Origin of the sequence: Microcoleus sp. N9_A2 (assembly GCF_036701775.1) — a bacterium.
In the GTDB taxonomy this organism is placed as follows: Bacteria; Cyanobacteriota; Cyanobacteriia; order Cyanobacteriales; family Microcoleaceae; genus Microcoleus.
In genome coordinates this window covers 48,351-70,324 of the sequence record NZ_JAUBRH010000019.1, presented here as the reverse complement: position 1 = coordinate 70,324, position 21,974 = coordinate 48,351, and the positions used below count along the sequence as shown (strand labels likewise).

The window sequence follows — 21,974 nt, the reverse complement described above, 5'->3', positions numbered from 1 at the left end:
TTGAGGCTTCATGTACTAATTATAGGAATAGTGAAGTAAAAAGTCGCTCCTTTTCCCTCCTGAGATTCCACCCAGATACGCCCGCCGTGGCGTTCTACAATTCGCTTGCATATTGCCAAACCTATGCCTGTGCCGGAATATTGGCGGCGTCCGTGCAGGCGTTGAAAAATGATGAAAATGCGATCGGCATACTGCGGATCGATGCCAATGCCGTTATCGCGGACACTGAACACCCATTCGCTCTCTTGCCTGCGGGCAGCGATATGAATCAAGGGGATATCTTGGCGGCAAAATTTGATGCTGTTGGCGAGCAAATTTTGGAATAATTGCACCAGTTGAAATTCATCCGCCATCACGGTTGGCATCGCGTCGCAGGTGATGACAGCTTTCTTTTCGGCGATGGCAATTTGCAAATTACACAAACTTTGCTGCACAGCAGCCTTGCAGTCTGCCGGCTCAAACTCCTGACCCCTGGTTCCCAGGCGCGAATACGCCAACAAATCGTTAATTAACTGCTGCATTCTGGTGGCGCCATCGACAATATAATTAATATACTTATCTGCGCGATCGTCCAAATTTCCTTGATAGCGCTGGGCCAGCAATTGAGTGTAACTGGTAATGGCTCGGAGCGGTTCTTGCAAATCGTGGGAAGCCACATAAGCAAATTGTTCTAATTCCTCGTTGGAACGCTTCAAATCTTCTGTAAGTTGCAGCATTTGCTGCTCTGCTTCTTTGCGGGCTGTAATGTTGTAAACCAAGGCGCAACAAGATAGCAGATTACCCTGAGAGTCCATGACTGGACTGGTAGACATATCAGTCCAAATATCTTTGCCGTCCTTGCTTTGGAATTTAAATTCGTGTTGTTCACCAATACCTTGCTTGCGCCGCTGGAAATTATCAAGAGCTTGTGGTTTTTGCTGTTCGTCCATAAAATCAAAAATCGACCGCCCGAACATTTCTAATTCACTATAGCCGAGCATTCGCGCCATTGCGTGGTTCACGTAAGTCGTGAGGGCATTGCTGTCAATTACCCAAATACCTTCTTCTGCTAATTCAACTATTTGCCTGTACTTAAATTCGCTTTCCAGCAAAGCTGTTTCCGTTAGTTTGCGCTCAGTGATATCTTTCATAAAACAGTGGTGGCCGTTAAATATCCCTTGTGCGTCGCAAGCTTTTACCATCGTTAATTGCTTGTAAAAAAACGACCCATTTTTCCGCACGCCTCTAGCTTCAACTTCTACTTGGCCAGAAATTAGCATTTCCTGATAAGCTGAGAGCATCATCTCAACATCGCTCGGATGTACGGTGTACTGCCATTTCATGCCAAGCATTTCTTTCGGTTCGTAACCGCATTTATGAGCGTAAGCTCGGTTAACCTTCATGTAGCGTCCATCAATGTCCAGCCGCGAAATCCCTTCCACCGCATTTTGCAAGGCATTAGTGAGGTCGCGCAGCTCTTTTTCAGCTTGTTTGCGATCGCTAATCTCCTGGCCGATACCCAAAAAACCGTTAATATTTCCGTTGCTGTCAAATAAGGCAGTCACCGACAGCAGTACCGGAAACCGCGAACCATCTTTGCGAATGTAAGTCCATTCATTTTCGTCAGCGATTTCCCGGCGCGGCAAGGCAACAAAGGCTTCAATTCCAGGCTCTATTTTCACTCCCAATTCTTGAGAAAGAACTTCAGCTCTTTTAGCGACCTCCAGAGGATCGTGAATTATTTCTACCGTGACTTTCCCGACCACTTCTTCTAGCCAATAACCTAAAAGTTGCTCTGCCGCCCGATTAAATGTTTTAATTGTACCGTCGGGTTCTGTAGAAATAATTGTGTATTTAGCGCTATTAAGAATTGCATTTTGCAGTTGCGTCAATTCCAACAAAGTGATCGCAATTTTTTCGCGGTAGGCTATTTCTTTTTGCAATTTGTGGTTAGAAACTTCAATTTGAGCAGTGCGCTCAGCAACTCGATGCTCCAGAGTTTCATTGAGCCGTCGATTTTCCTCTTCTACCTGCTTGCGCTCTGTAATATCAGTAATAGTACACACATAACTTTTAACCTCCCCATTTTCTCCGATTTGACCGACAGCTTGACCGAATACCCAACAGATTTGAGTTTGATTAATGCCTTGAAAGCGGTACTCAGATTTAAACGGCAATTTCTCCGGCGCGGGGCTATACCATTCCGTAAAAACCCGATCGCGGTCGTCTGGATGAATGCCTTGCAACCACCCTTTGCCCAAAGCTTCATTGCAGGTAATTCCCGAAATTTGACACCAGCGCTCGTTGACATACAAGCAGTCTCCAACAGCATCTGCATAAAATATTCCCACCGGCGAAGCTTCAGTTAAAGTTTGATAGCGAGCTTCCGTTTCTCGGCGTTCAAGGATTTCTTTTTGCAGTATTGAATCGAGCATCCCTAATTGAGTTGGACTGAGGAGAGTTAAGGCTTGGGGAACTAAAGGAATTAATGCAAAAGCGGTGTAGGCAGAAATCGCGGCGGTAATAATTTTCAGACTGCCAGAAACCCAATAAACAGGATGCCAAAGCGTCCAAACTTCCATTATATGAGTAGTGCCACAAGAGATAATAAAGGCTGCAAGCAGCCAAAAGATGTTACGGAAGGGCAAGTCTTTTCGCTGACCGATAAAATAAATTAGGGATAGGGGTATTGAATAGTAGGCCAGGGCAATTATAGAGTCTGACACTATGTGGAGCGCGACTAGCTCTCGCTGCCAAAGGTAACAGTAGCCTTGAGGAATATAATTCCCGGTGAATAACAGGTGATTTAAAAATTTCCAAATCATCATAAATGGAATGGGTAATCGAGAATTGGTAATTGGTAATTGGTAATTGGTAAGCGGGAATTGGTAAGCGGGAATTGGTAATTGGTAATTTAACCCAATGACTTATAACCTATCTCAAATTTTTGAAAGATACAGTCTTGAACGCACCGGGGGCTAAAAACCCGGTTTCTGGTTAGATGCCTCGTTGCCAAACCGAATATTGTCGTAGAAACTGGTTTTTCTTCCGTAACTCTTAATATAGCAATTCTCAATGATTCGCGAGCTGTAGCGAGCTCTAGGCTGGGTAGACCGAAGTGAAACCCAATATTCCGATTTTAGATTTTAGATTTTAGCTTTTCCTTCCTTCTTCCTTATCTTCTAGATAACTAAAGCCTTCTCTCGCGACGATAACTAAGGAATGAGAATTAAATAACTTACAATGCGTGATAGTTCTTGTGGGATGGGCGTCCCGCCCGTCCAGAAAGGGCGGGCGGGACGCCCATCCCACAAACGTTGTGTAAATTATTTAATTCGAGATCCTCAAGCCTTCTTCCATCCATCTGTTACATCTGTTACATCCGTCGAGCGAATCCGTTGCCGAACTTCTTCCTCCTTCTATAAAAAATGGGGCGAGCCCAAAGCCCGCCCCACCACAAATTATGCTGTTGCTATTGATTAACCCAACAGCGCCTTAGCCTTAGCTAACACATTATCAACGGTGTAGCCAAACTTTTCTAGAACAACTGGGCCCGGTGCAGAAGCGCCGAATGTATCGATACTGATGCTGTCGCCTTCGGAGCCCAAATAACGTCCCCAGCCGAAGCTAGAAGCCGCTTCAACTGCTAACCGCTTGGTAACAGCTTTCGGGAGTACAGATTCGCGGTAAGCGGCATCTTGCAAGTCGAACAATTCCCAGCAAGGCATCGAAACGACGCGGACTTTTTTGCCGGCTGCGCGCAATTTTTCAGCGGCATCAACGCAGAGGTATGTTTCGCCACCGGTGCCGATCAAAATGATGTCGGGAGTGCCGCCATCGTCGGACAAAGTGTAAGCGCCTTTGGCTGTTCCTTCGATCGAGCTTCCGGCCAAATTCGGCAAGTTTTGACGGGACAAAGCCATTAATGTGGGGCGTTTGGGGCTTTCTACTGCCACTTTATAAGCACCGGATGTTTCGTTTCCATCCGCAGGGCGCATCACCAACAAATTGGGGATGGCGCGCAGGGAAGCGATGGTTTCGACTGGTTGGTGAGTGGGGCCATCTTCGCCCAAAGCTACGGAGTCGTGAGTCATGACATAGATGACTCCAGCTTCCGAGAGTGCGGAGAGGCGAATTGCACCGCGCATATAGTCGGCAAATACTAAGAATGTGGCGCAGTAAGGAATCAAACCGCCGTGGAGTAGCAGACCATTGGCGATCGCGCCCATAGCGTGTTCCCGCACGCCAAAGCGCAGGTTGCGTCCTTCGTATTGACCTTTTTGAAAATCTTTTTCACCCTTAAGCAGAGTCATGTTAGAAGATGCCAAGTCAGCCGAACCGCCGATCAATTCAGGTAGGACAGCAGCCAAAGCATTCAAACATTTGCCAGAATGATTCCGAGTCGAATCAGCCTTATCTTCTACCTTGTAAGTCGGGAGAACTTTATCCCAACCTTCGGGAAGTTTGCCAGCAACCGTGCGCTCATATTCTGCTGCTTCTGCGGGATATTTTGCTTTATAATCTGCAAAAGTTTTATTCCATTCTTGCTCGGATGCAGCACCGCGATCGACTGCTTTGCGGAAGTGTGACAAAGCATCATTAGGAATCTCAAACGGTGCGTATTCCCACTTCAAGAAATCGCGAGTTGCTTGGACTTCATCGCTACCCAAAGCAGCACCGTGAGCGCTGTAGGAATTCCGCTTGTTAGGAGAACCGTAACCAATGATGGTGCGGACTTTAATCATGGACGGTTTGTCCGTGACTTTTTTCGCTTCTGCAATAGCTTTGTGAACTGCTGCTAGATTAGTATCGTGGTCTAGAGCAGTATTATCTACTGTAATGACGTGCCAGTTGTAAGCTTCAAAACGCTTGCCGACATCTTCAGTAAAGGCCAAGTTAGTGTCGCCTTCAATGGAAATGTGATTGTCATCGTAGAGGGCAATTAATTTGCCGAGTCCGAGGTGTCCAGCCAAAGAACAAGCTTCGCCAGAAATGCCTTCCATGTGGCAGCCGTCACCCATGATGACATAGGTGTAGTGGTCAACAATCGTGTGGTCGGGCTTGTTAAATTTGGCAGCGAGGTGAGCTTCTGCCATTGCCAAACCGACGGCGTTAGCAATGCCTTGTCCCAGGGGGCCTGTGGTAACTTCTATGCCTTCGGTAACAAAGTTTTCCGGGTGTCCGGGGGTTTTGGATTCCCACTGACGAAATTGCTTGATGTCGTCGAGGCTGACGCTATCGTAGCCTGCCAAGTACATGAGGGCGTACTGTAGCATACAGCCGTGGCCGGCGGAGAGGACGAAGCGATCGCGATTGAACCACTTGGGGTTTTTGGGGTTGAACCGCATGAAGCGATCCCACAGCACGAAGGCCATAGGGGCAGCGCCCATCGGCAGTCCCGGGTGTCCTGATTTTGCTTTTTCTACCGCATCGATGGCGAGAAAGCGGATAGAGTTGATGCAGAGTTCTTCAGTCTGTGATTGAGTTGCAACAGCCATAATTCTGGTTTTTATATCTAAGAGTGTGTGTGGTCGATTCTGGCAGAGGTGCGATGAGTCGAGTTCGATCGCCCGCTTCTCTGCTGTTCAGTTTCTGTGGAACTGCCGTGAGGCTGCACTACATATCATCTCACCTGTTGCGATCGACATACAACTTAATTTTTTAATGTTTCGCCCGCTTTGACAGTTGGCAGTTGACAGTTGACAGTTGACAGTTGACAGTTAGCAGTTGACAGTTGACAGTTAGCAGTTGACAGATTTTAGTTGACAGTCAAGGTCGGCTCGACGCTCGCAATGTATCTTGGTTGTTTGAAAAATTCGTCTGTGTTGCCCAGTTATGATAAAGTCTAGTGTTTCTCACATTTTGCAGCTTGGTCACGAACAGGCAAGATGCCTGTCCCACCCCAAGTGAATTTTCTGGTGGGGTGGGCTGGCGAGCCAGCCCGAGAATAGTGCAAGATGTAAGATATTGGTAATTTTAATCAGGCAATAAGTAATGACTCTGAGTGAAGCCGAAGTCCGCAGTCAAAAAGTAGACGAACTGCGATCGCAAGGCATAGAACCGTATCCTAGCCAATCTTACGCGCGATCGCACACAGCCCAACAAGTTCGCGAAATATTTAGTCAGCCAGGAAAAGAACTCGAAAACGGACAAAGCGACTCCGAAGAAATTTCCCTGCGATTAGCCGGCCGGATTATTTCCAAGCGAGACAGCGGCAAAATTGGTTTCATCGATTTAAAAGACGCTACAGACAAAATTCAACTCAAAATCGAGAAAGCAATCGTCACCGGCGAAGTCGGTTTGAGCTTTGACCAAATTAAAAAATTGCTTGATGTCGGCGATTTTGTCGGCGTAGAAGGTATCGGCTGCCGCACGCCCAGGGGAGAACTTTCTATTTTAGTGCGGGAATTCACGCTTTTATCAAAAGCTACGATGCAATTTCCCGATGCTTATTACGGAGTTAATGACCCCGAAGTATGCCGTCGCCACCGCGAAATGGATTTAGCTAGCAACCAAGATGCGCTCAACCGTTTCATGCTGCGTAGCCGCATCGTCCAAAGCATCCGTTCCTATCTCTGGAAAGCCGATTTTTATGAAATAGAAACACCGACATTGCAAGCAATTTATGGCGGTGCTGCTGCTAAGCCATTTATCACGCATCATAATGCTTTGGAGATGGATTTGTATTTGCGAGTTGCACCGGAACTGTTCTTAAAAAGGGCAATTTGCGGCGGTTTTGAGCGAGTATTTGAACTAGGAAAAGCCTTTAGGAATGAGGGCATTGATAGCACACACAATCCAGAGTTTACGTCTTTAGAAGTTTACCAAGCTTATGCAGATGTGTTCGACATCTTAGGAGTTGTCGAAGATATAATGTGTTTCGCAGCGGCTGCTGTCTTTGGGGATGTCAAAGAAATTGAAAATCAGGGGGAAACGATTAGTTTAGAACGCAAGTTCGACTACAGCGAAAAATATCCCGGTTTCAGTGGCAAACACTGGCAAGTGAAAACGATGGTAGAAGCTGTCAGAGACGAGTTTGGGCTGGATTTTGACAGTTTGGATCTCGAAAGTGCGATCGCCTCTGCAACCAAGCTAGAAATGCACCTTTCCAAGTTAGAACAACAGAGTTTAGGCTACGTGCTCTACGCAGTTTTTGACAAATTAGTTGTTCCCAAACTAATTCAACCTACATTCATCATCGACTATCCTGTCGAAGTTAGTCCCTTAGCCAAAGGACACCGCAGCAAACCCGGATTTGTCGAGCGTTTCGAGCTATTTATCAACGGCACAGAATACTCGAACGGATTCTCAGAATTGAACGATCCGAAAGAGCAAAGAAAGCGGTTTGAAGAACAATTAGCACAGAAGAATGCAGGAGATGACGAAGCGCATCCAATGGATGAAGATTTCATCCAAGCGCTATCTTTGGGAATGCCGAATTGTGCGGGAATGGGCATCGGCGTAGACAGATTGGTAATGCTTTTAACTAACACTCAAAGCATCCGAGATGCCGTGATGTTCCCGACAATGCGGCCTGTCAAAGATTAGTAAAATCTTGTAGGGTCGGGTTCACCAATAACATTTGATTCCCACAAACAATCTAGATAAACCCGCCCCCCCCACAACAAACAATTCACATCAACATTGATTTTTATTGAACGCTCAAATTGTGCATTTAGATTGCTGGTTGGGTGGGGGCGGGTTTATTTAGTTTGTCAATTATTGGCTAATATTGGTGGTGAACCCGCCCCTACAGTTCTGCGTGGGGAAATTGTGCATTTAGATTGCTGGTTAGGCGAGGGCGGGTTTATTTAGGTTATCAATTATTGGCAAATTTTGTTGCTGAACCCGCCCCTACAAGCCTCAATCTAACGAATTTCATATCACCGCATAAATGAACCGACAACACCGTTCATATCTTCAGTTAAAGGATTTCCCAAAGCCTTAAATTTCCACTCGCTACCTTCTCGATAGACTTCTCCCATCAACATATTTAATTTGCCTTCATAGGAAGGATCATTTGACAAGCGATAGCGAGCGATTTCTTTCCCGGCGGCATCTACAGCCCTCACGTAAGCATTTTCTACCATGCCAAAATGCTGTTTTCTTTCTTTGCCATTGTAAATATTTACGCCCAAGATAATTTTGTGATATTCTGCTGGCAATGAGCTCAGTTTCACAAATATTTGTTCGTCGTCTCCATCTCCAGCCCCGGTGAGATTGTCGCCAGAGTGAACAACTGTTTTGTCGTTTGACTCCAAATGAGAGTAATAAATTACATCCTCTTTGTAGTTCTTGATTTTGCCATTTTCCCCCAGCAGCAAAGCGTAGGAATCTAAGTCAAAATTAGCACTGCTGCTTCTGCCGAAAAGACCTTTTTTAGCTTGTGCAACATCCCAGCCCAAAGCCATTGTCACTCTGGATAAGTCGAATTCGCTTTTGCTGAGAACGATCGATTGTCCTTTTGTCAAGTTGATAGCCATAGTTTTGTGATTTTGTAAAGTTTATCGTGCAATATGGGATTGATAAAAAGACCGGGCGGTTTCAACAGTACGTCCGATCTGTTTATTCCCCGGAGATTCCCCTAAATCCCCCTTAAGGGGGGGACTTTGAGAACTCTCTTGCCCCCCCCTTTTTTAAGGGGGGCTAGGGGGGATCGACTTTACCTGAACCGTATTGTTTTATATCGACCTTTTATCCGGCATACTTGTCTACAAAGCTTTGCAAGCCTGAATTGTAGCCTTGTCCTACGGCTTGGAACCTCCACTCGCCGTCTTTCTTGTAGAGTCTGCCAAATTCCATCGCAGTTTCCTTCCCAAAATCCTCATCCAAATCGTACTTCGTGACTTCTGTGTTAGTAGTGGTATCGTAAATCCTGATAAAAGCATTCCGCACTTGACCGAAGTTTTGCCTTCTCGATTCAGCTTGGTCGATTGTTACCACAAACACAATTTCTTGCACCGCCGGATCAATTTTTGTTAAATCGACTGTAACGGTTTCATCATCGCCAACTCCTTCTCCGGTTCTGCTATCTCCCAGATGTATTACAGAACCGTCTGGCGACTCTTTGTTGTTGTAGAAAACAAAGTATTTTTCGCTGGGAATTTTGCCAGTAGCCCCCAACATAAACACGGAAGCATCTAAGTCAAAGGCCCCGCCGGTGTCTGTAGCATTTATATCCCATCCCAAACCGATCCCGGCATTTTTCAGCCCTGGTGCTTCTTTAGATAGATTGATTCTCCCGCCTTTTTCCAAATTGATAGACATTCGCCCTCCTATTCACAAAATCAATTTTAGTTACCGATCGCCATTATATCAATTATCACAGGAGCTTGACAAATTGCTGCTGGTACTCATCCTCTGTCATCAGTTCGTGGGTATTTTCCACTCTGTCTAAAAACACGATGCCATCTAAATGGTCGTGTTCGTGTTGAAAAATACGGGCTACAAAGTCGGTCAATTCTTGTCGGTGGAGTTTGCCGTCTCTACTGGTGTATTCTATCTCGATCGCCCTACTTCTCGGCACCAACCCGCGAATCCCCGGAATGCTCAAACAGCCTTCCCAGTCTTTGACCGTCTCTGTTGATACAGCGAGAATCCGGGGATTAATCATCGCCGTCGGTTCCATCTTCGGCGCTTGGGGATAGCGCAGGTTGGGGCGGGATGCGACGATGAACAGCCGATCGCCCTTCGCCGCTTGGGGGGCCGCAATCCCTACTCCGTTCGCCTGTTGTACGGTAAAAATCAGGTTGTCGATTAGCTGTTGAATGCGATCGTCCTTCACATTCTCCACAACTTGCGACGGTTGGCGTAATACGGGATTTCCTAATTGTGAAATTTGCAAGATTTCTGGCATATTAATTAGTTATTGGTGTTAAGTTAAGCCTGGAAGCATTAAAAAATCTCGTTTTTATCCGAGGCCAGATCCCCCTAAATCCCCCTTAAGAAGGGGGACTTTGATCAGAATCTTGTCCCCCCCTTCTTAAGGGGGGTTAGGGGGGATCTGGGCCTAATCGTCAAACAGCAGTCTCTAACTACGTTTGAGGTAAAACTGAAAGGAATGGGTAATGAGGAATTGGTAATTAATCTTCCTTCTTTCTTCCTATCGAATTTTTTGCACCGGCAAACTCCCCGGTTTTACAGTCAAATTAACTATTTGTCCATTCCGATTAATCTCCATTTGCAAAAGACCGCCAACTTTCGCATTTTGCACGAAATCCTGAACAGCTTCCGACTGAATAATCGGCTGATTGTTAAGCTTTTGAATCACATCTCCAGCCCGCAAACCTGCCGCCGCCGCCGGAGAATTAGGAACCACGCTCACAATCGCCACACCCCGATCGACTGCAACTCGCAGATTGCTATTAGCATTGCTGTTAATTTGCTGCTTAACTTCAGGAGTCAGCGTCGCCATTTCAATGCCCAAATAAGCGTGTTCGACTTTCCCCGTCGAAATCAGTTCCTGCGCCACCTGTTGGGCCGCCTGAATCGGAATCGCAAACCCCAATCCTTGAGCACCTTGAATAATTGCCGTATTCATCCCAATAACTTCCCCCGAAGCATTCAGCAGCGGGCCGCCGGAATTCCCCGGATTGATTGCAGCGTCTGTTTGAATAAAACCGATGCGCTTGTCGGGCACGCCCACATCAGAGCTCGATCGCCCCGTAGCGCTAATAATCCCCGCAGTGACGGAATTGTCCAAACCCAAAGGATTGCCGATCGCGATCGCCCATTCCCCAGACAACAGCTGATCCGAATTGCCGATCGCCACCACAGGTAGAGCGTTCGCCTCAATCTTCACCACAGCCACATCCGTCACCTTATCCGCCCCCAACACCCGCCCCTGAAAGCTGCGGCCATCCTTGAGAGTTACATTTACCGTATCGGCTCCCTCTACAACGTGAGCGTTAGTGAGAATCACGCCGTCGGCACCAATGACAAAACCCGAACCAGTGCCGCGTTCGATCCCGCCCCGGCCGCCCGAATTCGGATCTGCACCAAAAAAATCTTCCGGCGACAGCCCTCTATTTCCCGGTTTCACCCGGCGCGAAGCATCGATCCGAACCACTGCCGGGCCAACTTTTGCCACCGCAGCCACAATAAAATTCACATTAGCCCCGTCGCCCGACAAGGAAGCAGGCGGCAAGACTTTGCTAACTCGATCCTTTGTACTAGGAGGCAGTTGCAATTTCGGTTCCAGCGCCCTTTGTCCCGAGTCGCCAGAATTTGCACGAAATTGAGAAACCGTCAGACGATCGCCCAACATGGCGGCCCCAGCTCCCGTTGCCAGCAGCAATATGTAAATTGCCGGTTGCTTCCAAAACTTGCCAGTAGAACTCTTCATAGCCATGTTTTTAGGCTTTCCTGCCGAATATAAATACTTGTTTAGAGCTTCTCTCTGATACCTGTTTTTTGCCTCATTGCCGCAAAATTTTGGGCGATGGCGTCCCGCCCCGCAAGCTACGGCAGACTCCCTTAAACTTTAGCATTGTTGATCGATCGATCAACCTTCAAAATCGCCAATTCGATTAAACTGAGTTTTCGAGAAGACAAATTCAATCTCTTTAAATGCCGATCGGCAAAGGTAAGCAGTGGACATTACCCTCGAAAGTCTGTGGAATCAGATACTTGAACGTCTCCAGGTACAACTGAGCAGACCTAGCTTTGAGACGTGGATCAAAACAGCTACAGCCGAACAACTCGAAAATAACTGTTTGATCGTCAGCGCCCCCAACCCCTTTGCTCGCAATTGGTTGCAAAAATATTACAGAGAAATCCTTGCCGATGCAGTCGAAGAAATTCTCGGCTATCCCGTAGACATTTACTTGACAATTGCCGGGGGAAATGAAACAGGTGGCAGCAACGACTCCGCCATGATTTGGGCATCCCCGATCGCTGATAGCCCCGAAAGCCACTCGCTACACCCACCTAAACCAGCGCATTTAAACCCAAAATACCTATTTTCCCGCTTTGTCGTCGGTTCCAACAACCGCATGGCCCACGCAGCATCCCTCGCCGTAGCCGAGTCTCCGGGCCGAGAATTCAATCCCCTATTTTTGTGCGGCGGCGTCGGTTTGGGCAAAACTCATCTCATGCAGGCGATCGGTCATTACCGCTTAGAAATTGACCCCAACGCCAAAATTTTTTACGTTTCTACTGAAAAATTTACCAACGATTTGATTGCAGCCATTCGCAAAGATAGTATGCAAGCTTTCCGCGATCATTATCGCGCAGCCGATGTTTTATTAATAGATGACATTCAATTTATCGAAGGCAAAGAATACACTCAAGAAGAGTTTTTTCACACTTTTAATACTTTGCACGAATCGGGAAACCAAGTAGTTTTAGCTTCCGATCGTCCGCCGCAGCAAATCCCCCGTCTGCAAGAGCGCTTGTGTTCCCGATTTTCGATGGGATTAATTGCTGATATTCAATTGCCAGACTTGGAAACGCGGATGGCAATTTTGCAGAAAAAATCTGAATATGAAAATATGAGGCTGCCGCGAGATGTCATTGAATATATTGCTTCTAGTTACACTTCCAACGTTCGGGAATTAGAAGGAGCTTTGATTCGGGCGGTAGCATATCTTTCAATTACCGGTTTGCCGATGACCGTGGAGAATATCACCCCGGTTTTGAACCCGCAAACTGAAAGCGTAGAGGCGACTCCCGATGCAGTAATTGCAGTTGTGGCCGAGGCGTTTGATGTTTCTGTTGAAGATTTGAAAGGCATTTCCCGCAGGCGAGAAATTAGCTTTGCCCGTCAAATAGGGATGTATTTAATTCGGCAGCACACTGGTTTGAGTTTGCCGAAAGTTGGCGAAGTTTTCGGCGGCAAAGATCACACAACTGTGCTTTACAGTTGTGACAAAATTGCTCAGTTGCGGAACACTGACCCGAATTTGGCCCAAACTTTGCGTCAGTTGAGCGATCGAATTAACGTTATTAGCCGCAAAAGTTGAGAAGAAGTCATTAGTCAGTTGTCAGTTGTCAGTCAGTCAGTTGTCAGTTGTCAGTCAGTTGTCACACCAATGACTCTATGCAGCGATTTCAAGATCCGAATCATCGAAGGGGTAACTCTCGCATAACCGACACTCTCTATGCGTAGCAGCTAGCCTGTGGAAAAACCTGTGGAAAATTTGCCCTCCATTTGTGGAAAACTTTACTCGATCGCCCTTCCATTTTTGTGCACAAAAATGGAAGGGCGATCGACTTTAGCCAGCTTTTCCACAAGTTTTCCACAGGCATTTATGAGCGACAACTCAAGCACAGCAAGCAATTATTTTATTTTTCCACAGTTTCCACAGGGCGATCGCACAAAAATAATTCAATAAAAAAAAACTGTTCCGCCAACTGCCAACTCTTCCTGGTTGCTTCGGTAAACTCTCAACTGACAACTGACAACTGCCAACTGCCAACTGCCAACTGCCAACTGTCAACTGTCAACTGTCAACTGTCAACTGTCATCAGCTTTCTGTGATACGATTTGTTTCTGTTTCAAATCCGGTTAATTAACCTTCCACCCATGAAATTGGTTTGCACCCAAAGTGACCTCAACGCCAACCTCTCGTTGGTAAGTCGGGCCGTTCCCTCCCGCCCGACACATCCGGTACTAGCCAACGTGCTCTTAGTAGCGGATGAGGAAAATCAGCGGGTTAGCTTGACAGCTTTCGATCTCAGTTTAGGCATTCGTACCAGCTTTGCAGCAGAAGTGACCGGCGGCGGCAGTTTTACCATACCCGCTAAATTGCTCAACGATATTGTTTCCAGACTCCCAGATGGAGAGATTACTTTAGAAGACGAAGCCGGAGACACCGTAGCATATCTCACTTGCAGTTCTGGCAGCTACCAAGTCAGAGGCATGGGCCCAGAAGAATTCCCAGAATTGCCTGCAATAGAAGCCGGAACAATCCTCAAATTGCCACCGGAAGCCTTGATAGAAGGACTCAAAGGAACTTTATTTGCTACTAGCCCCGACGAGGCAAAACAGGTACTTGCAGGCGTGCATTTAAAGGTATTGCAAGATTGCTTGGAATTTGCAGCTACAGACGGCCACAGATTGGCAGTAGTTCAAACTGCCAATGAAAAAGCTGAAGGCGAAGAAACCCAAGAAGAATTTGAGGTAACAGTCCCCGCTAAAGCATTGCGGGAAGTAGAAAGAATGCTGGTGATGCGGCAGTGGACTGAACCTGTAACCCTGCATTTTGAACACGGTCAAGTAGTGTTTGAATGGGCAGACCAGCGGCTGACAACCCGCACCTTAGAAGGGCAATATCCCGCATACCGCCAGTTAATTCCGCCCTCCTTTGAGCGGCAAATTACTCTAGAAAGGCGATCGCTCTTAGCAGCAGTCGAAAGAATAGCAGTCTTTGCCGACCAAAAAAATAATATCCTCAAATGCAGCATCGACGAGGAAAATCAGGAAATTACTTTGTCGGTAGATGCCAAAGATGTCGGCTGCGGCAAAGAGTCAATGCCGGCACAGATTTCCGGAGATAGCATAGATATTGCTTTCAACGTGAAATACTTAATTGACATTTTGAAAACAGCTCAGTCTCCCGAAATTCAACTGCAATTAAACGGTGCTCTTGCTCCTGTAATTTTTCAACCTTTGGGCGGAGTCAATGCTACATTCTTAGTGATGCCAGTTCAGCTAAGAGCTTAATTGACAGTTGACAGTTGACAGTTGTCAGTTGGCAGTTGTCAGTTGGCAGTTGTCAGTTGGCAGTTGACAGTTGACTCAAGCAACAAGGAAGAGTTGACACCCGTAGAGTGCGTCAGTTTAGTAATTCTCAATCATTATCGAAAATCTCATAGGGATCTGTTTAGGTACGTTGTTGCGCTTTAGGGCTCTTATATATAGTAGCGCCCAAGCCCAACAACATACCTTTATTGAATGTGACAGTTGCGTAATTACTCTACAAAAATACTTCGTTACTTAATCCTGAACAGCCTTCAAATCAATGGCAACAAAATTTCAAACTCAGTACCTGTACCGGGCGTAGAATGCAAATTTAACTTGCCTTTATGCTTTTCCGTAACAATTTGATGGGTAATTGCCAACCCCAAACCGGTACCTTTCCCGGCAGGTTTAGTGGTAAAAAATGTCTCAAAAATCCGCCGTTGAATTTCTGGCGGAATTCCCGGCCCGTTATCGGCAATTCGGATGGCTATCCAAGCGTTATTTTGATTTTTTTCCGCTGCTTCTGGGCAGAAGTCGCCGTTTTGGCTGGCGGACGATAGCTGTTTTGCATTTTGTCGTAGCTTGCGGGGCGGAACGCCATCGCCCAAAACATAATTTTGAAGTAATTCCGAATTCACGAAGTCTCCGTCAGAACTGTCTATTAGCTCAGTTTCAATCGTAATCGCAGGTACAAAACCTATTTCTCCTTTTACCTCTTCCAAAGCATCGATCGCATTGCTGACGATATTCATAAATACCTGACTCAACTGACCAGAGTAACACTTGACCAAAGGCAAATCCCCATACTTTTTAACTACTTTAAACCCGTACTTAAGACGGTTTTTCATGATTAGCAGCGTACTGTCAATACATTCATGGAGGTTAGCTTCTTTCAAGTGAGTTTCGTCCATGTGAGAAAAGGTGTGCAGGCTGGTGACAAGTTCCCTCAGTCTCTCTGATGAAACCTTCATACTTTTGAGAATTTCCACCCAATCTTCTTGCAAAAAATCAAATTCTATGTTTGCTTTGAGTGCGTGAATTTTTTCGCTAGGCCCGACAATTTGCTCGTAAGCCGACAGCAACTCCATGATGTCTTTCGAGTAGTTAGACAAAAAGCCGAGATTTCCGCTGATGCAGGTGACAGGGTTTCTAATTTCGTGAGCGACTCCAGCTACCATCTGCCCCAAACTGGCCAATTTTTCGGTTTGAATTAGTTGAGATTGAGTTTGCTGCCTCAGCAATTTTGTCGCTAATTCGTGAATGTTTGACTGGGCCACTAACAGTTCGCGTACATCTACCAAAGTATAAGTTTGGGGCGACACTTGAACCACAATCGGCTCGTAAAGCAGTTCTTTCGAGCGCTGCAGCGACTTCCGGGCTGCATCCACGATTAAAGTATTGCTGGGAAAGATCAAAGTCTCAATTTCAGCAAAGCGGTATAAAGCCTTCACAGGTCGTTTTAAAAATAATTCTCTTCCAAAAGGACGGCTGAGAAATTCTAAAAATCTCCGCCGGGAAATCATGCCGACAAATTTACCTTGATTTGTCAAAATGACTCCCGGTAACAGCGGATTAGTTTCTAACATCTGGGAAATTTTCATCCCGAAATCCGTAGCTTCTACTTGAAAATCGTAAAGCGATAATTCTTGGAGAGTAGAGTCTAAACGAAGTTCTCCAGAGTCAGCTTCGGACGCGGGTTGTACTGGTATTTCTACGCAAGAAGTATTTAACATAAATTCATCAGCACGCTTTTTAGGGTTTTTATTTGCCAGCAGACATTCAGTTACCAAAGCTCAGTCGGTGAGTAGCTGAGTGCTTTGGCCGACATCCCTCTGGCAAACAGCATTTTAAATTACACAAAAAACTTATGGTGGAAAATGGGATTTTACCACTCCAAGTATTAGGCAAGTTCGAGCATGACCGAGATAGATGCGCTCTGGCGATTATGCCTGACTTTATTTTATATCGGCTTGATGCGTATTAACTATTATTTGGAGTATTTAACTATTAGTTAACCTTGGGCTAAAACCTTAACCTGTTGTTAACAATAACCCAATTTTGGTGAAAACTATCATTAATTGATGATACAGGAAAATCATAATTGCGCGAATCTCAAATACCCCGCTAGGTTTGCCCATAGAGTCTCGCCGTCTAAACAAGCTTGCCACTTTCATTATTTTTTTGTTACAACAAACTAATAAAACGCCATATTTTGCGATACTTTAATTAATTAAATTTTCGTTAATTTGTCCAATGATTCGCGCCAATACAATTAAGAATTATCCGGTCTTTCAGAACAATATCAAATTAATTTTAACGAGTATTATTCTCAGGTTGAAATATAGAGATTATAGCCGAGCATTGCTAGGGAAGCGACATTGCCGTGTCCGGTGCTGGAATCTGCAACTTTTAATGGTTGCTATAACATTGAGGACGATCGCCAAAAAGTTTCAACGGAATTTTAAATTTAGTGCTGTGCAGAAGGTATGATCGACAGGGAGTCCGCCAAATACGTGAAACTAAATACCAATTTACCAGTAGGCGATCGATGCAACCAGCCCTAACGAATCAGTTAAACAATGCTTTTACCCTTTTTCTCAGCTTGTTAGTAGAAGCAATACCTTTTCTGCTGCTGGGAGTCTTATTCTCAGGTTTGCTGCTGGGCTTTGTAGACGAACGCAAACTCGTATCCCGCATCCCGCGAAACCCGCTGCTGGCGGCTTTGATGGGTAGTTCGATCGGCTTTTTGTTTCCCGTGTGCGAGTGCGGTAACGTGCCCGTTGCCCGCAGGTTACTGATGCAGGGAGTGCCCGCACCAGCCGCGATCGGCTTTTTGCTTGCGGCCCCCACCATCAACCCCGTGGTAATTTGGGCTACTTGGACGGCATTTCGGGATCAGCCAGAAATTGTAGTTTTGCGGGTGGTATTTTCTCTGTCTATAGCCACAATTATCGGCTGGGTGTTCAGCGCCCAAAAAGACTTGCGGCCTCTGCTTCAACCCTCTGTAGCCCGCGCGATTCCCCTCCCAAAACCAGAGTTTTCCGAAAAAAACCTCGCCCAAGACAACACTCCGCTATTGTTGCAGTCGGGAACTTTTATGCTCGGTCAGCCGGGGGGGGCGGTGCCGATCGAATCTTTGCTACAAGACGACTGGAAGCCATTACAAACAGGCAAAACAGAAAAAACCTCGAAACGTTCCTCGATGTTCCACCCTGTTTCTAAAGAGCGTCTGCGCCTGCTTTTAGATACTATGGTACAGGAGTTGCGCGAATTGGGAGGAGTTTTGGTAATCGGAAGTGCGATCGCCGCCATCATTCAAGTTGGCGCACCCCGCGAACTAATTCTCAACCTCGGCCAAGGCCCCGTTTCCTCGATTCTCGCCATGCTGCTATTAGGCGCAGTCGTATCGATTTGTTCTACAGTAGATGCCTTTTTTGCCCTGTCTTTTGCCGCCACATTTACCAGCGGTTCGCTGTTAGCATTTCTCGTTTTCGGCCCGATGATTGACCTCAAAGGCATCGGTTTAATGCTCTCTATTTTTAAAGGTCGAGCCGTAATTTACTTAATTGTCTTGGCTGCTCAGTTAACCTTTTTAATGACCCTCGCTGTCAACTTGCATTTAGGTTAATAACTTAGCTAGAACAGACAACTAATACCCTTTGAAAATTTTTATTTTCAAATACCTTGATTCACGACACGGAGGTCACAGATCTACGGCTAGCTATTTTTCCCCTCTTCCTTCTTCGTTATTCCCTCTTTTTGTTCCTTCTTCGTTATTCCCTCTTCTTCTGCCTTTTTTCTTCTTCCTTCAACGTCTCAATTCCCAATTATCAATGACTATTAAAAAATGAATATTAAAAAAATTAGCCCCTGGCTGGACGCCCTAGCTATCTTAGCGTGGGGAATACTGCTTCTTAAATATTGGATTACCGGGAAATTAAGCATTCTCATTCACCCCAATTACTTTGGCTTGACTCTAGCAGGAGGAATCGGCTTAATGGTTATTGGCAGTTTAAAAACTTGGGAACTCTTAAAGGTCGATCGCACCACAAAGCAATCGCGGATATCAACAGCAAATAACTCTCTCAGAATCACAGAAATTGAACACGTTACTTTGTTTCCCCCCAGTATCGGCAGCACCTTAATGTTGAGCGTCGCATTAATCGGTTTACTAACAACGCCACGCACATTTACCAGCCAGACAGCATTAGAACGAGGTCTCACCGAATCCCTGCCCATCACCAGACTGCAACCACAAGAATTTCGCAATATTACAAAACCCGAACAGCGATCGCTCGTCGAATGGGTGCGGCTGTTAAATTTCAACCCCGAGCCAGATACATACAGAAGTCAAAAAGTCAAGGTTCAAGGATTTGTAATTCATCCCCCTAACCTAGCAGAACAATATATGTGGATCGGGCGTTTTATCATTACCTGCTGCGCGGCGGATGCCTATCCGATCGGGTTGCCGGTCAAATTAGCGATCGGTCAAAGCCGCATCACCTTTGCCCCAGACAGTTGGCTAGAAATAGAAGGAGAAACAATCGTAGAAGAACTACAAGGTAAGCGCAAATTAATCATTCAAGCATCCTCCCTCAAACCAATTCCCGAACCAAAAAACCCTTATGATTATTAGATGTGGAGCCGTTTGCAGATTAAATTTTATCTTTCTGATTGTAAAATGTGCGTCGGGCCCTTCCTCCCTAGAAAAATCAAGATACGGTAAAGTCAGCTAAAAAAATGGCTGCAGCATCCTGTAGAAGTTGCCAACGGCAAATTCAGCAACTAGACTCATAATTAGGAAATAAGTTGAGAGTATATGTCATCAGAAAAAAAATTAGCCATCAAAGGCGCATTCTGGACGATCGCCAGCTATGGAAGCAGTCAAATTATTCGATTTGGCAGCAACCTAATTTTGACCCGCCTGCTTTTGCCTGAACTATTTGGTCTGGTGGGTCTAGCCTACGTTTTCATCACAGGCGTCAACCTATTCACAGACATAGGTCTGGGCCCAAGCATCATTCAAAACAAACGCGGGGACGAACCTCAATTTTTCAACACCGCTTGGACAATGCAAGTTCTTCGCAGCTTACTTGTTTGGTTGTGTTTAATTGTAATCACCTGGCCAGTTGCTAAATTCTATGAAGAACCCCGTCTCCTGTGGTTGCTTCCCTGTATAAGTATAAATACCTTAGTAGGAGGGTTCAAATCCACTTCCGTATCCACTCTCGAACGCAAAATGAGCGTCAAGCAAGTAGTGCTTTTTGAGTTGGTCATACAGGCAGTTTCAACTACAGTGATGATTGTCTGGGCCTTTTTCAATCCCACAATCTGGGCCATCATCGCCGGCGGTTTGACTAGCTCTATAATAGAGTCAGTATGGAGCCATTTTTTGATTCGCGGCCAGTCAAACCGCTTCGCTTGGGATAAAGAAGCCGCTAAAGAAATATTTTCTTATGGAAAATGGATATTTTTGTCTACGATGTTATTTTTTCTGTGCTCTCAAGCCGATCGCCTAGTTCTAGGGAAAATCTTTACTTTAACAATCTTGGGCATTTACGGCATCGCTTTTACCCTCGGCGATCTGCCACGCCAAGTGATCATCGCCCTCGGAGGTAGGGTAATTTTCCCCTCTATTTCGATGCTAGCAGAGTTGCCTCGGGAAGAATTGCGCGCCAAAATTATTAAAAACCGCAACTTAATTCTGATACCTTTAGCCATAGGCTTAGCAATTTTTGTGAGCTTTGGAGATCAGCTAGTTTTAACACTGTACAGGAAAGAGTATATGGCAGCATCTTGGATGATGCCAATCTTGGCTTTAGGTATCTGGCACACTACTCTCCACAATTTGATGGGTTCTTGTTTGTTAGCGGTTGGCAAATCTCAATATGCAGCTATGGGCAATCTGGTAACTTTCTTGAGTATCGCTATTGGCATCCCGGTGGGATATCATTTTCTGGGTAATTTAGGTGCTGTGATTGCTGTAGCTGTTGGTGATATTCCTACTTATTTAGTAACTAGCTACGGTCTTTGGAAAGAAAAGCTAACTTGTTTTTGGGAGGATCTCCAATTGACAGCACTGTTCTTAGGGGTACTAGCAGGCATACTGTGCGTTAGAATGTATCTGCTGGGTTGGGGGCTACCTATCGATAAAATATCACCGATGGATTTAGTACCGATCAATCAACTGTTTCAGTAAACAAAAAGGAGATTGTCTGTATGTCAGCCGAAAATGCACCACACAGAAAAGTAATGCACTTTATCTTTTTACAAATTGCTTTGTTACAAGAAATATCGCGAGCGGTCATTAGGTATATTAAAATGATGCTGTTTTATCAAAGAAAAACCATCATAAATTTATTCAAAGAAAACGAACAGCCCGACCAAGAACGCCCCAAAATCTTTGCTGCTGTCGCACACATTACATCAGTTGAAGAATCTGAAAATCCCGAAAAAGGGGCAGCAAAAATAGAAAGACTCAGGCATACAATAGATGGACTGTTGGCGAGTTTTGCTCATTGCGACCTGACTATTGCGATCCAAACTCTACCGAACAGGCACGTTACAGCGTATTTACCTGAATATCAAATTAAGTGCATTCAGATACAAGAAGAGCCAGAATGCGACCCGATGTTTGTAGAGTTTAGGCTTCAGGAAGAATTCGTCGAAAAAGTAGAAGAATTTAACTGGTTTTTATTCATAGAAGATGACATTATTTTATCCGATGCTTTCACGATAGAAAAATTAGAAAAATTTAACAGAGAAAGCGGGTATGAGAATGCTATTCTTTACCCAAATCGTTATGAAATGTATCAAGGAACCAAGAGATATATTGATTTGACGATAACGCACCCATTGCTAATAAATAAGCTATCTAGTGTAGAGATAGAAGGTGTAAAATTTGCTGAATTTAACAATCCTCATTCAGCATTTTACTGTTTGTCAAAAAACCAGATGAAACACTGGATAAATTCAGGTCGTTTATTCAAAAATCAAGTAGTGAATGTCGGGCCTTTAGAGAGTGCAGCCACTTTTTGTCTTTTGGAATGTTTCTCTATATATAAACCTCACCCGTCAAATTTAAACTATTTTGAGGTCAGGCATTACGATAGCAAATATTCTAAGTTATATCCCGAACTGGAATCGCCCTATACACTGTCAGCGGTTAATAATAGTTCCCACATACCAATCGTCAAGGATTCGTGCAATGGATCTAAGTAGGTCGTCGTGATTATTAATAGGATGGGTAAAGTGCTAGCGTTATCGCTGAACCGATCGCACAATTGGCGATTTGAGATTGTAGATTAAATTA

General features: G+C 45.3%; 15 protein-coding genes. 8 read left to right on the top strand and 7 right to left on the bottom strand.

Annotation, left to right across the window (positions count from 1 at the left end):
• Positions 1 to 8 precede the first annotated feature (8 nt).
• Both QUA44_RS14145 and tkt read right to left on the bottom strand, forming a co-directional pair.
• Complete coding sequence (locus QUA44_RS14145; RefSeq protein ID WP_333251956.1) at positions 9 to 2,807, bottom strand: PAS domain S-box protein; 2,799 nt, start codon at positions 2,805 to 2,807, stop codon at positions 9 to 11.
• Positions 2,808 to 3,458: 651 nt separating this feature from the next.
• The gene (gene tkt / locus QUA44_RS14140) at positions 3,459 to 5,477 is read right to left on the bottom strand and encodes a transketolase (protein ID WP_333251955.1); all 2,019 of its coding nucleotides are present in this window, start codon (positions 5,475 to 5,477) and stop codon (positions 3,459 to 3,461) included.
• Between the two features lie 496 nt (positions 5,478 to 5,973).
• On the opposite strand from tkt, the gene lysS reads away from it, so the two are divergent.
• A complete protein-coding gene (gene lysS, locus QUA44_RS14135; RefSeq protein ID WP_333251954.1) occupies positions 5,974 to 7,527 on the top strand; it encodes a lysine--tRNA ligase in 1,554 nt (517 codons plus the stop codon).
• Between the two features lie 335 nt (positions 7,528 to 7,862).
• Here the strand turns inward: lysS and QUA44_RS14130 are convergent, their stop codons facing one another.
• From QUA44_RS14130 to QUA44_RS14115, 4 genes are all read right to left on the bottom strand, one after another.
• On the bottom strand, positions 7,863 to 8,462 hold the full coding sequence (locus QUA44_RS14130; protein WP_333251953.1) for a TerD family protein: 600 nt from the start codon (positions 8,460 to 8,462) through the stop codon (positions 7,863 to 7,865).
• 211 nt (positions 8,463 to 8,673) lie between these two features.
• Positions 8,674 to 9,246, bottom strand: a complete 573-nt coding sequence (locus QUA44_RS14125; protein ID WP_333251952.1) for a TerD family protein — start codon at positions 9,244 to 9,246, stop codon at positions 8,674 to 8,676.
• A gap of 55 nt (positions 9,247 to 9,301) precedes the next feature.
• Complete coding sequence (def, locus tag QUA44_RS14120) at positions 9,302 to 9,835, bottom strand: peptide deformylase (RefSeq protein WP_333251951.1); 534 nt, start codon at positions 9,833 to 9,835, stop codon at positions 9,302 to 9,304.
• Between the two features lie 246 nt (positions 9,836 to 10,081).
• Positions 10,082 to 11,323, bottom strand: a complete 1,242-nt coding sequence (locus QUA44_RS14115) for an HhoA/HhoB/HtrA family serine endopeptidase (protein WP_333251950.1) — start codon at positions 11,321 to 11,323, stop codon at positions 10,082 to 10,084.
• 247 nt (positions 11,324 to 11,570) lie between these two features.
• On the opposite strand from QUA44_RS14115, the gene dnaA reads away from it, so the two are divergent.
• The 3 genes from dnaA to dnaN all read left to right on the top strand — a co-directional run bounded on the left by dnaA (position 11,571) and on the right by dnaN (position 14,644).
• A complete protein-coding gene (gene dnaA, locus QUA44_RS14110; protein WP_333251949.1) occupies positions 11,571 to 12,941 on the top strand; it encodes a chromosomal replication initiator protein DnaA in 1,371 nt (456 codons plus the stop codon).
• Between the two features lie 188 nt (positions 12,942 to 13,129).
• Positions 13,130 to 13,459 (top strand): hypothetical protein, encoded by a 330-nt coding sequence (locus QUA44_RS14105; RefSeq protein WP_333251948.1) that lies wholly within the window; start codon positions 13,130 to 13,132, stop codon positions 13,457 to 13,459.
• A 45-nt stretch (positions 13,460 to 13,504) separates the two neighbouring features.
• Complete coding sequence (gene dnaN / locus QUA44_RS14100; RefSeq protein ID WP_333251947.1) at positions 13,505 to 14,644, top strand: DNA polymerase III subunit beta; 1,140 nt, start codon at positions 13,505 to 13,507, stop codon at positions 14,642 to 14,644.
• A 290-nt stretch (positions 14,645 to 14,934) separates the two neighbouring features.
• Here the strand turns inward: dnaN and QUA44_RS14095 are convergent, their stop codons facing one another.
• The gene (locus QUA44_RS14095) at positions 14,935 to 16,395 is read right to left on the bottom strand and encodes an ATP-binding protein (protein ID WP_333251946.1); all 1,461 of its coding nucleotides are present in this window, start codon (positions 16,393 to 16,395) and stop codon (positions 14,935 to 14,937) included.
• Between the two features lie 815 nt (positions 16,396 to 17,210).
• Between QUA44_RS14095 and QUA44_RS14090 the strand changes: the two genes are divergently transcribed.
• From QUA44_RS14090 to QUA44_RS14075, 4 genes are all read left to right on the top strand, one after another.
• The gene (locus QUA44_RS14090) at positions 17,211 to 18,290 is read left to right on the top strand and encodes a permease (protein ID WP_333251945.1); all 1,080 of its coding nucleotides are present in this window, start codon (positions 17,211 to 17,213) and stop codon (positions 18,288 to 18,290) included.
• Positions 18,291 to 18,509: 219 nt separating this feature from the next.
• A complete protein-coding gene (locus QUA44_RS14085) occupies positions 18,510 to 19,298 on the top strand; it encodes a TIGR03943 family putative permease subunit (protein ID WP_333251944.1) in 789 nt (262 codons plus the stop codon).
• 183 nt (positions 19,299 to 19,481) lie between these two features.
• Complete coding sequence (locus QUA44_RS14080) at positions 19,482 to 20,861, top strand: oligosaccharide flippase family protein (RefSeq protein WP_333251943.1); 1,380 nt, start codon at positions 19,482 to 19,484, stop codon at positions 20,859 to 20,861.
• 20 nt (positions 20,862 to 20,881) lie between these two features.
• Entirely contained in the window at positions 20,882 to 21,883 is a 1,002-nt protein-coding gene (locus tag QUA44_RS14075) for a hypothetical protein (protein ID WP_333251942.1), read from the top strand.
• Positions 21,884 to 21,974 lie beyond the last annotated feature (91 nt).

What these genes read in the sequence shown, in the direction of transcription:
- QUA44_RS14145 (WP_333251956.1), bottom strand. Translation starts at nt 2,807, where the DNA reads ATGATGATTTGGAAATTTTTAAATCACCTGTTATTCACCGGGAATTAT.
- tkt (WP_333251955.1), bottom strand. Translation starts at nt 5,477, where the DNA reads ATGGCTGTTGCAACTCAATCACAGACTGAAGAACTCTGCATCAACTCT.
- lysS (WP_333251954.1), top strand. Translation starts at nt 5,974, where the DNA reads ATGACTCTGAGTGAAGCCGAAGTCCGCAGTCAAAAAGTAGACGAACTG.
- QUA44_RS14130 (WP_333251953.1), bottom strand. Translation starts at nt 8,462, where the DNA reads ATGGCTATCAACTTGACAAAAGGACAATCGATCGTTCTCAGCAAAAGC.
- QUA44_RS14125 (WP_333251952.1), bottom strand. Translation starts at nt 9,246, where the DNA reads ATGTCTATCAATTTGGAAAAAGGCGGGAGAATCAATCTATCTAAAGAA.
- def (WP_333251951.1), bottom strand. Translation starts at nt 9,835, where the DNA reads ATGCCAGAAATCTTGCAAATTTCACAATTAGGAAATCCCGTATTACGC.
- QUA44_RS14115 (WP_333251950.1), bottom strand. Translation starts at nt 11,323, where the DNA reads ATGAAGAGTTCTACTGGCAAGTTTTGGAAGCAACCGGCAATTTACATA.
- dnaN (WP_333251947.1), top strand. Translation starts at nt 13,505, where the DNA reads ATGAAATTGGTTTGCACCCAAAGTGACCTCAACGCCAACCTCTCGTTG.
- QUA44_RS14095 (WP_333251946.1), bottom strand. Translation starts at nt 16,395, where the DNA reads ATGTTAAATACTTCTTGCGTAGAAATACCAGTACAACCCGCGTCCGAA.
- QUA44_RS14090 (WP_333251945.1), top strand. Translation starts at nt 17,211, where the DNA reads ATGCAACCAGCCCTAACGAATCAGTTAAACAATGCTTTTACCCTTTTT.
- QUA44_RS14085 (WP_333251944.1), top strand. Translation starts at nt 18,510, where the DNA reads ATGAATATTAAAAAAATTAGCCCCTGGCTGGACGCCCTAGCTATCTTA.
- QUA44_RS14080 (WP_333251943.1), top strand. Translation starts at nt 19,482, where the DNA reads ATGTCATCAGAAAAAAAATTAGCCATCAAAGGCGCATTCTGGACGATC.
- QUA44_RS14075 (WP_333251942.1), top strand. Translation starts at nt 20,882, where the DNA reads ATGTCAGCCGAAAATGCACCACACAGAAAAGTAATGCACTTTATCTTT.